The 15,396-nt window shown below is 44.2% G+C and carries 11 protein-coding genes; 10 read left to right on the top strand and 1 reads right to left on the bottom strand.

The annotated features are described in order from the left end of the window. Positions 1 to 4: 4 nt before the first annotated feature. From D2910_RS05550 to D2910_RS05520, 7 genes are all read left to right on the top strand, one after another. Entirely contained in the window at positions 5 to 1,492 is a 1,488-nt protein-coding gene (locus D2910_RS05550) for a glutamate synthase subunit beta (RefSeq protein WP_117312679.1), read from the top strand. Positions 1,493 to 1,670: 178 nt separating this feature from the next. After that, the gene (locus D2910_RS05545; protein ID WP_117312678.1) at positions 1,671 to 2,114 is read left to right on the top strand and encodes a hypothetical protein; all 444 of its coding nucleotides are present in this window, start codon (positions 1,671 to 1,673) and stop codon (positions 2,112 to 2,114) included. A 94-nt stretch (positions 2,115 to 2,208) separates the two neighbouring features. Further along, complete coding sequence (locus D2910_RS05540; protein WP_117313052.1) at positions 2,209 to 3,111, top strand: HD domain-containing phosphohydrolase; 903 nt, start codon at positions 2,209 to 2,211, stop codon at positions 3,109 to 3,111. A gap of 136 nt (positions 3,112 to 3,247) precedes the next feature. Further along, a complete protein-coding gene (locus D2910_RS05535; protein WP_084243910.1) occupies positions 3,248 to 3,787 on the top strand; it encodes a hypothetical protein in 540 nt (179 codons plus the stop codon). Between the two features lie 98 nt (positions 3,788 to 3,885). After that, positions 3,886 to 5,343, top strand: a complete 1,458-nt coding sequence (locus tag D2910_RS05530) for a circularly permuted type 2 ATP-grasp protein (RefSeq protein WP_117312677.1) — start codon at positions 3,886 to 3,888, stop codon at positions 5,341 to 5,343. Continuing rightward, positions 5,344 to 7,215, top strand: coding sequence for an alpha-E domain-containing protein (locus tag D2910_RS05525; protein ID WP_084243912.1), 1,872 nt, complete (start codon positions 5,344 to 5,346; stop codon positions 7,213 to 7,215). It begins immediately after the preceding gene. 99 nt (positions 7,216 to 7,314) lie between these two features. Beyond that, positions 7,315 to 8,760, top strand: coding sequence for a DEAD/DEAH box helicase (locus D2910_RS05520; RefSeq protein WP_117312676.1), 1,446 nt, complete (start codon positions 7,315 to 7,317; stop codon positions 8,758 to 8,760). Positions 8,761 to 8,880: 120 nt separating this feature from the next. On the opposite strand, the gene D2910_RS05515 is transcribed toward D2910_RS05520, so the two are convergent. After that, positions 8,881 to 11,241: an immune inhibitor A domain-containing protein gene (locus D2910_RS05515; RefSeq protein WP_377280281.1), complete on the bottom strand. Its 2,361-nt coding sequence runs from the start codon at positions 11,239 to 11,241 to the stop codon at positions 8,881 to 8,883. 327 nt (positions 11,242 to 11,568) lie between these two features. Here D2910_RS05515 and D2910_RS05510 point away from each other — a divergent pair, with 327 nt between their 5' ends. From D2910_RS05510 to D2910_RS05500, 3 genes are read left to right on the top strand one after another with little or no spacing between them, the layout of a single operon-like run. Next, positions 11,569 to 13,095, top strand: a complete 1,527-nt coding sequence (locus D2910_RS05510) for a phytoene desaturase family protein (protein WP_117312675.1) — start codon at positions 11,569 to 11,571, stop codon at positions 13,093 to 13,095. After that, positions 13,092 to 14,549 carry a phytoene desaturase family protein gene (locus tag D2910_RS05505; RefSeq protein ID WP_117312674.1) on the top strand — a complete coding sequence of 486 codons (1,458 nt, stop codon included), beginning with the start codon at positions 13,092 to 13,094 and terminating at the stop codon, positions 14,547 to 14,549. The genes D2910_RS05510 and D2910_RS05505 overlap by 4 nt, the downstream gene beginning before the upstream one ends. Continuing rightward, complete coding sequence (locus D2910_RS05500) at positions 14,549 to 15,379, top strand: phytoene/squalene synthase family protein (protein WP_117312673.1); 831 nt, start codon at positions 14,549 to 14,551, stop codon at positions 15,377 to 15,379. Before D2910_RS05505 ends, D2910_RS05500 begins: the two co-directional genes overlap by 1 nt. The last annotated feature ends 17 nt before the right edge of the window (positions 15,380 to 15,396 follow it).

Here is a 15,396-nt window from a genome sequence, read left to right as displayed (position 1 = left end):
TATGATGGGGAAAAGCACCGGATTTATGGAATATAACAGACAGACGCTGAACGAACGTGACCCCGCAGAACGGACGCGCGACTGGAATGACTATACGATTCCGTTAACTAATGAAGAAGTTCAGAAGCAGGGAGCGCGTTGCATGGACTGTGGTGTACCAACATGCCATACCGGCATGGAATTGGAAAATGTGACGACCGGCTGTCCGGTCAATCACCTGATTCCTGAATGGAATGATCTGGTTTACAGAGGGCAGTGGAAAGAAGCGCTGCACCGTGAACATTTGAAGAATAATTTTCCAGAGTTCACAGGGACAGCTTGTCCGGCACCATGCGAAGGGTCATGTGTGCTCGGCATCAATGAACCGCCGGTAGCCATCAGAACAGTTGAACGGTCGATTATTGAACGTGGTTTTGAAGAAGGCTGGGTCGTGCCCGAACCGCCTGAAACGCGCACCGGCAAACATGTGGCGGTCATCGGCTCAGGTCCGGCTGGACTTGCAGCTGCGGCGCAATTGAACAAAGCGGGCCACTGGGTTACCGTCTTTGAAAAAAATGATCGGGTTGGCGGCTTGCTGACGTACGGAATACCTGAAATGAAACTGCCTTATGAAATGGTGGTCCGCCGGGTGGAAATTCTGAAACAGGAAGGCATCACTTTCAAAACGAATATTGAGATCGGCAAGAACTATGCCGCTGATCAATTGAAAGAGGATTTTGATTCGATCATCATGTGCACCGGTTCAACGGTTCACCGTGACCTTCACGTGGAGGGTCGGGAGCTTGGCGGCATCCATTATGCGATGGATTTTCTGCATGCCAGCACAAAGAGCTTATTGGATTCGAATTTCGAAGACGGGAATTTCATCTCAGCTGAAGGCAAAAACGTCATTGTCATAGGAGGCGGCGATACTGGTACAGATTGTCTTGCTACAGCTGTACGCCACGACTGTGAGAGTCTTGTCCAATTCGACGTCTATGACAAAAAAGGTGCAATACGTGATGAGCAGGGCAATCCGTGGCCGCAATATCCAAAAGTTCACCGCATCGAATACGGCCATAAAGAAGCTGCAGCCACTTTTGGGGAAGATCCGAGGGCATATGCTGTAATGACGAAAAAGTTTGTTGGAGATGACACAGGAAATGTCAAAGAAGTCCATACAGTCAATGTGAAATTGCGTATTGATGAAGAAGGCAATCGGGTACGGGAGGAAATTCCCGGCACAGAAAAAATATGGAAAGCGGATTTGGTGCTGATTGCCATCGGATTCAGCGGACCCGAACAAGCTCTGATTCAGCAGATGGATGTCGCGACTGAGCCAAATTCATGTGTGAAAGCGGAATATGGAAAGTATGCAACAAGCGCTGAAGGGATTTTTGCAGCTGGCGATATGCGCCGCGGACAAAGTCTGATTGTCTGGGCAATCAACGAAGGGCGAGAAGCCGCAAGGGAATGCGACCGTTATTTAATGGGCGCGACAGTACTGCCGTAAAGAGATAAGCCGGAATAATTCCGGCTTGTTTATTTTGTAAAATTTTCAAGTTCATATTGTTCTTTATGCCTAGTTCATTTATACTTATACGTGAGGTGCTTGCAGTATAATAGGTACATTTTCTATGGATAACCCTTATTATATTCAAGCTTTATCAGGGAAAAGGGGAGGAAACAGAATGTTGAAGAAATATTCAATCACTGCACTTTTTTCATTGCTATTGATTTTTACTGCATTTACGGGCGGAGGGTTTGCTGAAACGACCGGACAGCCAGCCGTAAATTCAGAAACAGCAACCGCTTTGGCAGAAGTATACAGAGTGAACAACGAAATTTATGCAGAAATCGCTAGAGTGCAGGCATTGGCAGAAGAAATGTATGAAGATTATTTAGTAGAGGTTTCCGGAGTTTCTGACAAACAGAAAAAATCCGATGCATGGAATAATTATGATTCGAAAGTTGAAGCAGAAATTGCTGCTTTGAACACAAGAACACAGGCTATGACGTTCCAAGGGATGGAAAAGGCAACAGCTTCCGGCCTGGACGTTGAAATGGTATGGATTCCAGTTCAATTCGCTGATCGTGAAAGAATGATCGATCCGATTAAAGTGATTGGTTGGTAAAACCTATTGTCATAAAAGGCTCAATTAAAGTACTATGGAAGTATAGCGCTAATATACTTCACATAGTGCTTTTTTTTAGGAGGGGCGTGTATTGGTGAAAGGTTTGGATATACTGAGAAATGAATACCTTGAAACAGTCCAAAACCGATCAACTACCTTGAGTCTTCTTGGGCGTGGTGGCGGTATGGAATTAATGAAGCAAACTGTCCAAAAAGATAAGCTCATGATCCTTTTTCCTAGTGAAGAGACAGATATCCATGAATTTTTCTATGTACTGAAAGGTGAATTGGAATTACAGGTCAATGGTGAAACTATTCATGTTGGCCCAGATGACTTGATTTCAACAAATGATTTGGACGAACCAGTTCAAATGATGGCAAAATCAGAAGTTTCGATTCTCTCTTTATCTAATTCATTAGTTTTTCATTCAGTTAGCGAAGAAATAAAAGAGCTTCAACGAGTCGGTGGGTTAGTAGAGAAAAAAGATAAATATACGCATAAACATAGTTTGCGTGTGTCCCAGTTTGCTGTTAAAACTGCCAAGAGAATGAAATTGGACAGACAAAGAATGGACGATCTATTCATCGCTTCCATCCTTCATGATATCGGTAAAATAAACATTCCGGAAGAAGTTTTGAATAAACCGGGTAAATTGACGAATGAAGAATTCGACATGATTAAAAAGCATCCGGGGGATGGCGCAGATATGCTCCGGAAAACAGCTTATAAAAAGCTTGCTGATATAGTGGAACAACATCATGAGCGCATTAATGGCAGAGGCTATCCATTCGGTTTGAAAGCGGACGAAATTCTGCTGGAAGCAAAAATCATTGGTGTCTGTGATACGTTCGATGCGATGACTGAAGATCGCTCTTACCGCAAAGCTTATACCTCTGAGTATGCAATGGAGGAAATCCGCAGCCTTTCTGGCATCCAATACGATCCAGAAGTTGTGGAGGCTTTCGAAAAGGTGCTGCAGCAGGAAGGCAAAATTTAATAGGATGAATTTCCCTACACAAGACACCTGGCAGAAAATCAGTGTGTCTTTTTTAGTAGGGAAAAGGTTTAAGTTACCCTGGAATAGTAAATAATAAGAACACAGTGTATTTAAATACTGAGGAGGAGAGATTCCAATGGCAAAACGTTCAGGCGGTATGTTCGGGAAATTAGTCTTATTAGGTATAGGAGCGGCAATCGGTTCCGCTATGGCTCAGAAAAAAGTGGACTCCAACGGCACTTCTGCCGGAACATCCGGAACTTCACAATCCGGCAATATGAAAGAAAACGTGAAAAAAGGTCTGGACCGTTTCAATGAGCAGTCCGGTGGATTGGTTGATAAAGCAAAACCTTATGTCTCGAAAGCGGTTGACCAGGTCAAGAATGCAATTGACAGCCAGCAAAAGATGATGGACCAGGAAAAGGATATGCTCGATAAGGCAGATAAAACCCTGCAGGATGAAGTTGGCGAGAACTCAAAATCCGGTTCGTCTTCATCAACAAACACTGGCTCTTCCAAACAAAGTGAAGCCGGCAAAACAGGCAGCCCGTTCAATGATTCGACGCCGAGCGGCGGAGCATTTGGCGGCAGCACAGAATACACCGATTCCTTAAAAAAAGGGATTGACGAAGATTCGTCGAAAAAGGATAAGAGCGATACAACTTTCGACAAGTAAAGAAGGATACAACAGGGAACTACCACTCGCAGCTAGTGAGTGGTAGTTTTTTTAACAGAATTAACGGAATATTATGAAATGAAAAGAGGAGGCCAATTATGTTTCAATCTTATACAGTAAAACCTTTTTACGATGAAATGTTTGAAGAAGATAAGCAGCCGAAGCCTCATTACAGAAATTTCTTTCAATTGCTCCAGCATTTCAGTGAGGAGGAATTGCGCGAAAAGCATGAGACCGCTCAATTATCTTTCCTCCGGCAAGGCATCACGTTCACTGTCTATAATAATAATGTAGGAACTGAAAGAACTATGCCTTTCGATTTTGTGCCGATCATCATTCCGCCTGAAGAATGGGAAGTTGTCGAAAAAGGGATGATTCAGCGTGCAGAAGCATTAAATCTTTTTCTTGAAGATGTCTACGGAGATCAAAAGATTCTTCAGGACGGCATTGTACCAAGAAATCTGATTGAAGAAAATCCGTATTATTACGAAAAACAGGTAAAAGGAATTGAAATTCCTCTGAAAAACCATATTTTCCTCGCGGGAATCGACCTGATTCGGGATGAACACGGTAAATACCACGTGCTTGAGGATAATCTTCGCAATCCGTCAGGAATGTCCTATGTATACCAGAACCGGTATGTAATGAGGCAAGTTTACCCTGAATTTTTTGCTAAACATTCTGTTCAAACTCTTGAACATCAAATGACCCATATGCATCAAGCCATCCTTGACCATGCGCCAGCCACTCAAAAAGGCAAGCCTTTTGCTGTGCTGCTGACACCAGGAATGTACAATTCGGCTTACTACGATCATCTTTTCCTTGCCCAGCAAATGGGCATCGATCTGGTAGAAGGCCGCGATTTGGTCGTTAAGAAAAATATCGTATATATGAAATCGATTCGCGGTTTGAAAAGAGTGGACATCATTTATCGCCGCATCGATGATGATTTTCTGGATCCCGAAGCATTCAACGAAGATTCGGCATTAGGGGTACCGGGTTTATTGCAGGCCTATCGAAACGGCAATGTCGCCATTCTCAACGGGATTGGCAATGGCGTTGCGGACGATAAGGCGATTTATGCTTACGTGCCCGAAATGATCCGCTATTATCTGGACGAGGAGCCATTGATCGATAATGTGAAAACCTATCTTCTGGAAAATGAAGAAGAGCGGGAATGGGTGCTTGATCATCTTGAAGAGCTGGTGGTGAAAAATGTAGGTGCTTCCGGCGGATACGATATGCTGGTCGGCCCCCACGCTTCCAAAGAAATGATCGAGATATTCCGTGAGAAGATCATTGAATCGCCTCATCAATATATCGCACAGCCTACCATTAAATTATCCCGTGCTCCCGCTTATCAGGGTGAAAAATTTTATCCGTGTCATGTGGATTTGAGGGTTTTTGTGATGCGCGGAAAAGAAACGAACGTCCTGCCGGGCGGCTTGTCCCGTGTCGCTCTTAAAGAAGGCTCATTGGTCGTCAACTCTTCACAGGGCGGCGGCGGTAAAGATACGTGGGTCTTTAAGAAAAAAGAAGAAGGAGGAGATTCCTGAATGCTGAGCCGAGTTGCAAATTCCTTATACTGGATGTCGAGAAACGCGGAACGCGCCGAGAACAACGCGCGCATTTTGGATGTACAATTATTGCAGATGATTGAAGCATCTGACGAAGAATTGGTCAGGGATGATGATTGGAAGCTTATATATGAAATTTGCGCTTCAACAGATATGATGGAATATATCAAGTCCTTGCCTGCTTATAATGAAGATCAGCTTGTTTATTATCTTGCCATGGAAGAAGAGAATTTCAACTCTGTGGCAAGCTGTGTCCGTTTCATCCGTGAAAATGCCCGTGTCAGCCGGGACCATATTACAGATGATTATTGGGAAGTCTGGAACAGATGCTATTTGACGCTGCAGGATATGGATACAGAAAATCTTTCTGTCCGTGAAATGCAGCAATTTTTACAGAAAGTCAAAAACACTGCATTAACTTCCCAAGGCATCGTGGAATCATCCATGTCACGCGGCGTAGAGTACCAAATGATCAAAATTGGAAAATGGCTGGAACGGGCTGAAAAAACCGCGCGAATCCTTAACGTGGTTTGTGAACGTACACTGGCGAGGTCTGCAGCGCAGCAGTCGGAAGATTATTATTACTGGCTTGCGGCTCTCCGTATGACAAATGGGTACGATGCGTACTTGAAGGCGAATCCGCCAAAAATGGACCCTTCCCTTGTGCTGACTTTCCTGGTTTCCAATTCAAGCTTCCCACGGTCTATCCGCTATTGTCTGGATCATATGCGGGAAGCGATCGTCAAATTGGAAGACGGCAAAGTATCCCATTATTCATGGGAACTGTTTGCGAAAATTGATCAGCTGACTGCTGATTTTGATGATTTTAATTTTCAGGATTTAGAACAGCAGGACATGATGAATTTTTTAAATGAATTCCAAAATGGCTGCAATGAAATCGGCCAGATTTTTTCCAAGACATACTACCTTATCGATCCTGACAGCGAAAACTACAAGAGCACCCAAACCCAGACGGAGAGTGCGAAAGGAATCACTTCTATGAAATATAAAATCGAGCACACCAATATCTTTAAGTACGACACGGTTGTAGACCAAAGCATGAATTCCATCCGGTTGAAACCGAGAACAGATGAAGTTCAGCGACTGCTGTCTTATCGTGCTGACATCACCCCGGCCTCATTGACAAAGGAACACATCGATATATGGGGCAATAACGTTGAGACCTTTTTCATCGCGGAACACCATCAGCATCTGGAAGTCAAAACAACTTCCATTGTCAGTATCCAAAAAAGCCCGTTCATCCATCAAATCGATTATTCACCGGAAATGCGCGCAATCTTTCATTCCAAATTATTCGGAGAGCATTATTTGGCATACTTAAGCAACACTGCCTATACCTATTTGAATCCGGAACAGATTGAGCAGGTAGACCGGGAGCTGGGGAAATTCGATAACCCCGTTCAGTACGCCTTAGATGTCATGAATTACATTCATGATCATTTCACTTATAATGGCGAGTCGACGGATGTATCCACAAAAGCATCGGAATCCTTTGATTTGCGTAAAGGAGTTTGTCAGGACATCACCCATGTCATGCTGGGAATTTTGCGTAGCAAGCATATTCCAGCACGTTATGTCAGCGGTTATCTGTATGTCGGTGAAAACTCGGCACTGGTCGGCGATGCGGCCAGTCACGCATGGGTGGAGTTTATGGTGCCGGGAGTCGGATGGGTCGGACTCGATCCGACAAACAATGTGGAAGCGCTCGAAAACCATATCCGTGTCGGCGTTGGACGCGACTACAATGATGTAAGTCCTGTTCAAGGCGTTTACCGCGGTGGCAGCCAGTCTCTTGATGTTAAAGTTTCTGTCAGTCTGCTGGATCAATAAAAGCTTAAATTAAACTTAATAATCGTTTATTGGAGAATGCGTAAAATCCATGCCATAATGGAACTATCTGACGTTTTGGACGGAGAAGGAGAATTATACATGGACAGCAAGGATTTCAAAGATTATAAAATAAGTGAACCGATTTTAAAGGCACTTGAGGGACTTGGCTATAAAGAGCCGACGGAAGTGCAGGAAAAAGTGATTCCTGTGGCATTGCAGAAAACAGATATCGCTGTAAAGTCACAGACGGGGAGCGGGAAAACCGCTGCATTCGGCATACCGATCTGTGAAATGGTCGAATGGGAAGAAAACAAACCGCAGGCGCTGATTCTGACACCTACTCGTGAACTGGCGGATCAGGTCAAAGAAGACATCACCAATATCGGGCGCTTCAAACGCATTAAAGCAGCAGCGGTCTACGGCAAGCAGCCATTTGCCTACCAGCAGGCCGAATTGAAACAGAAATGCCACGTGGTTGTAGGTACTCCAGGACGTGTGCTCGACCACATCGAACGCGGTACATTGAAACTCGACCGCATCGAGTATCTGGTGCTCGATGAAGCGGACGAAATGCTGAATATGGGTTTCATCGAACAAGTGGAAGCCATCATCAATAAGGTGCCGAAACAGCGTATGACAATGCTGTTCTCTGCGACATTGCCTGAAAACGTGGAGAAATTGCAGCAAAAGTATATGAATCAGCCAGAACATATTGAAATTGCTTCAACTGAAACATTGAAAAACCAAATTGAACATTATTTGATCCGCGTTGCAGAAAAGCAGAAATTCGCTTTATTGCGTGATGTGACCATCGTTGAAAATCCGGACAGCTGCATCATTTTCTGCCGGACTAAAGATAATGTCGATTTTGTGATGGAGCAGCTTGAAAAGCATTATTATACCTGTGATAAATTGCACGGCGGTATGGTGCAGGAAGATCGTTTCGCTGTAATGAATGACTTCAAACGCGGAGAATTCCGCTATCTGGTCGCTACAGATGTAGCGGCAAGAGGCATCGACATTGACAGCATCACGCATGTTGTCAACTATGATATTCCCCTTGAGAAGGAAAGCTATGTCCACCGTGCAGGCCGCACAGGACGCGCCGGAAAAACAGGCAAAGCGATCAGCTTTGTGACGCCGCATGAAGATAAGTTCCTGGCTGAAATCGAGGCATATATCGGATTTGAAATTCCTGAAAAAACCGCGCCTTCCATAGAAGAGGTGCGTGCAGCGGAAGAAGCTTTCACTGAAAAACTTGAAAGCCGCCCGCAGCTTAAACGCAACAAGAACGAGCAGGTAAACAAGGATATTATGAAGCTCTATTTCAATGGCGGTAAAAAGAAGAAGTTGCGTGCTTTTGATTTTGTCGGAACACTGACAAGCATTCCAGGTGTTACAGCTGAAGACATCGGCATCATCAAAATTCAGGATACGGTGACGTATATCGATATCCTGAACGGCAAAGGCCCGATGGTTTTGAAGGAAATGAAAAATAAAACTATCAAAGGCAAAACATTGAAAGTCCATAAAGCCAAGAAATAAAGCGAAAGGGGCGGCCTCTAATGGGGAGCCTCTTTCGCTTTTCTTGAAATGCTGATTTATCAATATTTGTTAAAGCAAAAAACAGCTGTGCAAAATTTCTTTTGCACAGCTGTTTTGTTTTTATTTAGTGATCAAGACTTGTCCGACTGTTCCATCAGCACTTTTGCCTGAAACACGGAATTTCAATCCGTATGAAGGGACATTGCGTCCTGCATCGACTAGGCCGGGATTAGTGTAATCCGCGCTGTCATCGAATAGTGGATTGCGTTTAGTATAATTGTCTCTCAGTGTCACACCAAGCAAGTCACTGTAATCAAGATACATTTTGCTTGATTTTTCTAAGCTGAAAGCAGCGTCGTTCAACTGAAAGCGTGTATCAGCAACAGATCCGTCACTCCAGAAATTGGTGTGCTGATCTGCATCCACTACCCCAAGGAATCCGTCGCCCGGGTGATCGCCTGTCCAGTTATTATCATAAGATGGATCGACATACCATACCAGCATACCCTGATCGAAACTCATCAGGCTTGCACCACGGCGAATGTTGGCAAGACCTTCATCAACCCCGTTATGCGAGCGCCACTCCAGTAGATAGTAATGCTCAGAATAAACCAAGCCGCTATCCTTTTTAAAACCATCAAGCACAAAGGCTGATTCGCCTTCAGCATCATCAGAAAGAATTGCAGTGCCATCTGCAGAAACAGTTAAGTCATCTGCATAGAATCCAGGAAGGGCTACATAGCCATCTGACCAATAGTTCAATTCAACAGTGACTGTTTGTCCAGCATATGCCGAAAGGTCGAAACTCGCATCAACCCAGCCGTTGGAAGAACCGGTAATTCCGTGGCCTGGATTCTGCTCATAAGGATTTGTAGTCGTCGTGATATTTCCTTCAATCGATTCGCCGTTCACTTTAACTGAAGCATAATCCCAATCCGTTTCAATATCGTACCAGGCTTTAAAGTTCAAAGCCGCTTCAGTAGCATTGGTCAAATCAACTTCAACTGACATCGAGTTGTCCAAGTTATTGCCTTTGCCGCTGAAGTATTCGTTTTCACCGCTGAACGGCTCGTTCACCACAGTTGCTTTGTCAGGAAGATCAATGCGTACTGCATCGTTATTTGTTCCTTTTGTAACACCTTCATCCAATAAAACAGAAGTTCCGGCAGCAGTAATGTCTTCCGCGTTCAAAGTTGAGCCGCTGAGCCAGCTTCCGCCATGAGCATTTTGAAGGAATTCTTTCGCATATGGGCTGAATCCAGTAGGCTGCGTACCTGGAATAGCGCCTGCCCAGCTTCCGCTAGACATGATCGACCAGTAAGAAACCGGTTCGCCAGCTCCTGTGTACTGTGTATCGTATTCATCCGGCAGACCCAAGTCGTGGCCGAATTCGTGTGCAAATACGCCCACTGCACCATCTTCAGGTTCAATAGTGTAATCGTAAGCTCCGAGTAAGCCACCGAAACGGTCACTGTTGGAAGTTCCGCCTGGAACAGCTTTAAGAGCTCCGAGATTCCAGCGGTGGGACCAGATTGCGTCGCCGGCCAATTTACCGCCGCCAGCTTCTTCACCAACGCCCGCATGGACGACCATCAAGTGATCGATAATACCGTCAGGCTCATTATAGACGCCATCGCCATCATAATCGTCACGGTCCCAGACGTCATATTCAGAAAGGTCCACGTTTGGATCTTGTCCGGCTTTTGTTAAAGCTTCCATTACTAAATCGCGGGGTCTAGCATCGCTGTCATCGGCAGTTGGGTAGTTACCGCCATAATAAGCTGCTGGGTGGTCAGCTGTATACCATCCGGCTACTGTGCCATCCAGTGTATAGCTGCCGCCGGATTGCTGCTCGTAATATTGTTTCATGGAAATAATATTTTCACCATTCGGCCCTTCATAGCCGTCAGAACCGAAAACCATGTCCTGGAAATGGCTGATCGGATAATCTTCATAGAACATATCAGTTTCTTCTTTAGTAATCGAGCTGGCTGGATAATCCGGGAAGTCGATAGCAAGTACAAGTACTTTATCTTCACGAACTTCACCGCTGTAAGCTTCTTCTTTTACTGAATCGACTGTGTTTTTCTTGGCCTGGCCAAGCTTATTGCCTTTGCCGCTTGTCATGCCATTGTTATTAGCTTTATCTTTCAAGTGGTTTTCATGCTTTTTCTCAAAAGGCGTATTTGCCTTGTCGTTGGAAGCACTTGCTTCTTTAGCAGCTAAAAATGTTTCGAGAGCTTTGTTTGCTTCTGCTGGACCGGAATCTTTTGCCAAAGTGCCATTTTTCTTCAGCATTTCGATCAGCTTTTCATCATTGGCAATTCCTGCATCGATGGGTGCCCCGCCAAGAGTGCTCTTGAATTGTGTTAATAATTCTTCTGATTGGGCTGTGGAGGCGGTCGCAAATCCGCTGCCCGTAAATGCAGTAAATCCAAGAACCGCTGCAATAGCCGTGCTGGTCAGTATTTTTTTATTCAAAATTTTTCCCCCTATAAAATTATTGTAATTTTCTCAACTTTTAAAATGTAATGTAAAAAAAGAGAAAAAACTAGTAGCAATTACAAAAATGATTAATATTAACTATTAAATAGAAACATTTAACGTTCTTTTTTTGATTATTTTAAACAACAGTTAGTAATTTTAGGAAGAAGGGTAATAAGATATTTAATACTGCTAATTTTAGACTTTCATCTAACTTATAAATTTTTGTAACAGCAAATCATTTCAATAGTTTTATTATTTATTATATTGTATAATTTTTATATAAATAATGTATAACTAAAGAAACATAAATGGGGTAATCATATGTCGAAGAGAATCATTATAATCGGAGCTGGTCCAGGAGGACTTGCAGCTGGCATGCTGATGGCAGCAAAAGGATATAAAGTGGATATCTATGAAAAAAACGAACGGGTCGGCGGGCGCAATGCGGCCTTGAAAATCGGTGATTTCACTTTTGATACCGGTCCAACTTTTTTAAGCATGCTTCATATAGTGGAAGAGCTGTTTGAAGTTGCTGGACGAAAGCTTGCCGATTACATGGAGCCTGTCGAACTGGACCCGATGTATGAATTGATTTTTGAAGATCAAAAATTAGTCATGACACGCAATGCCGAAGAAATGAAAGCCAAAATTGATAAAGATTTTGAAGGCGGCGGGGAAGGTTATGAACGGTTCATGAAAGAGACCGGCCGTAAATTGGAGGCTCTTTCACCAATCCTGCAGACAAGAATGGATAAGTTTTCACACATGATCCAGCCTAAAGTGCTTAAGGCTTTGCCGGAACTGGAAGTGAACAAAAGCCTTTACGATGTGCTTTCACGCTACTTCAAAGATGAACGGTTAAAGCTCGCTTTTGCATTCCAGTCCAAATACCTTGGCATGTCACCATGGGAATGTCCAGGTGCTTTTACGATTTTGTCTTATATGGAGCACGCTTATGGAATCTATCATCCGATCGGTGGCGTCAATCAGCTTTCTGAATCGATGGCGAAAGTGATCCGCGAGCTTGGCGGTAAAATCCATACAGGCACAGGTGTGAAAAAATTATGGCTTGAAGGCCGTACCGTAAAAGGCGTGGATCTTGAGGACGGAAGCTGCGAAGCCGCTGATGAAGTCATCATCAATGGGGATTTTGCCCATGTCATGACCAATCTTGTTGAGCCAGGGATTCTGAAGAAATATACGCCTGAAAAACTGGAGAAGAAAAAATACTCCTGTTCCACTTTCATGATTTATTTGGGATTGGATAAAAAGTATGATCTATCTCACCATACAATTGTCTTTGCCAAGGATTACAAAAAAAATGTGGAAGAAATTACAGATTCTAAGCTTTTATCAGCGGATCCTTCCATCTATATCCAAAATGCCAGTGTCACAGATCCGACACTCGCACCTGAAGGGAAATCAGCACTTTACATATTGGCACCGGTCCCGAATAATTTCAGTGATATCGGATGGGACAATGAACAGCAGGAATTCAGGGAACTCGTATTGAATATAATTGAGGAGAAGACGGAATTTAAAAATCTGCGTGAACATATCGAAGTGGAAAAAGTGTTGACGCCGTTCGGCTGGGAACATGACTATTCCGTTTATAAAGGCGCAACATTCAACCTGGGGCATCAATTGACTCAAATGATGATATTCCGTCCTCACAATGAATTCGAAGAACTTAAACAATGCTGGCTGGTGGGTGGCGGAACGCATCCAGGAAGCGGCTTGCCGACCATATTGGAATCCGCCCGCATCACTGCCAACGGCATTTTGAAAAAAGATGGAAATGAAGGAATACCGATTCTTCCGTTGCCTCAATTGGAGGGATTTGCATGAAAATCGGGATAATCGGCGGCGGCATCGGTGGATTGATGGGTGCTTTGTATTTAAGTAAACAAGGGCACGACGTGACAATCATTGAAAAGGAAAACCGCCTTGGCGGCCGTATGAACTTCGTTGAGCGTGATGGTTTCAAAATTGATGAGGGACCGACAATTGTTTTATTGCCGGAGATGTTTCAGGAATTGTTGGCTGAAGCGGGGATCCCGAAAGAAAAATATGAATTGTTGCTTTGCGACCCTCTTTACACCATCCGTTTCAATGACGGAAAAGTATATACGAAATACCCGGACAACAAGCGGCAAATAGAAGAAGTGGCAAATGTATTCCCCGGACAGGAAGAAGGCTTCAGACGTTTTATGGAAGAAGGGCGTACTCGGTTTGCCATCGGTAAATCCGCTTTTCTTGAGCATTCTTTCGTCGATAAAAAAACATTTTTCACTCCAGGAAACGTTAAGAATCTATTGGCTTTGAAACCTCAGCTTTCCATAAAACAGTTGATGGCCCGCTATTTTACAGATGAACGTCTTCAATTGGCCTATACGCTCCAGTCACTTTATATCGGGGGAGATCCGTACAGTGCTCCTGGTATGTATTCGCTGGTATCTTTCAGCGAACATGAGCACGGCGTCCATTATTTGAAAGGCGGTTATGCGAGTATCGTGCCGCTTTTGGAGGAAAAGCTGCTCACCCTCTCGAATGTCACTGTCCGAAAAGGTCAAAAAGTGAAACAGATCCTAGTGGATAATGGGAAAGCAACAGGAGTGGAGTTGGAATCCGGAAGGGAAGATTTTGACGCAGTAGTCTACAACGGCGACTTTCCAACGGTGTCGCGTTTATTGCCGGAACGGAAAAAGAAGAAATTTGTTCCATCTTCTGCCTGTGTATTGCTGTATTTTGGACTGAATCAAGTCTATGATGAAGTAAACGTACATCAATTTTTTATTGGAAATGATTATGCGAAACACATGAAAGACGTGTTCACCGACAAGCAGAAGCCTGAAGATCCAGCATTCTATACATTCCATCCATCAAAAATCGATGATTCTTTGGCACCGGAAGGGAAAGGGGTGCTGTACACCCTGATTCCCGTGCCTGCAGGGTCGGATGTCGATTGGGCAAATGAAAAAGAGTGGATCGATGGAGTGATCGACAGGATGGAAGAATTGTCGTTCCCTGGATTAAAAGATGCAATCGAGTGGATGGAAGTAAGGACTCCAACCGATGCGGAGACATTCGGCCTCTTCCGCGGAGGGAGCTTCGGAATCGGTCCGACACTATTGCAATCGGGTGTTTTCCGCCCTCAAGTTAAACCTTTCGATGTAGAAGGCCTCTACGCGGTGGGAGCTTCCGTCCATCCTGGCGGCGGTATTCCGATTGTAATGCAGGGAGCCAAATTGCTTGCCGAACAAATTGAACGTGATTCCTTAAGCGAGAGGAGAGGTTCTTAATGGAATTAAGTAAAGCTTACCGTTTTTGCGAAGAAATCATTGCCGCCAATTCCAAGAGCTTTTACAAAAGTTTTTCCATGCTGCCGAAGGAAAATAGAAAAGCTGTCTGGGCTATTTACGCTTTTTGCCGGACGGTGGACGATATTGTGGATGAAGGTGCGGATCCAGTTCGTGGGCTGACTCTCTTCAAACAGGAGTTCAATGATTTTCTGGCAGGTAATTTTGATGTTGAAAATCCGATGTGGCTGGCGCTTTCCGATGTCTTCAAGAATTACGACATGGACGATGAAGCCTATGCCAGCATGATCGCTGGCCAGGAAATGGATTTGCTGATGAAACGCTATAAGACGGTGGATGACGTACTGGATTACAGTTATCACGTAGCGAGTTCTGTTGGCCTTATGCTGTTGCCGGTGCTGGCTCCGGGCAAAACGGAAATTCTGAAAGAAGGGGCGATTGCCCTTGGATACGCAATGCAGATCACCAATATTCTCCGTGATATCGATGAAGATTTAGGGCTAGGCCGGGTTTATTTGCCTTCAGAGCTGATGGTTAAACACAACCTGGAGGAAGCAGATCTTCATAGGAAAACTGTAACGCCGGCCTTCGTATCAGTCTGGGAAGAGATGGCGCAGGAAGCGGAGTATTATTACGAGAAAGCGTTTGAAACCATAAACGAATATCCGGTCAGTTCAAGAATTCCTGTAAAAGGTGCCGGACTGGTGTACCGTGAAATTCTGACAACCATCCGAAAGAAAGACTATAACGTTTTCGGCCAGAAACATTTTGTGACTGATCAATCCAAGCAGCAGATACTTGCTTGTCTATGAAACGAATAAAAAAGATA

This window comes from Planomicrobium okeanokoites, assembly GCF_003428875.1.
Classification (GTDB): domain Bacteria; phylum Bacillota; class Bacilli; order Bacillales_A; family Planococcaceae; genus Planococcus; species Planococcus okeanokoites.
The sequence above is the reverse complement of the archived record's forward strand: the minus strand, read 5'-3'. Positions and strand labels throughout refer to the sequence as shown.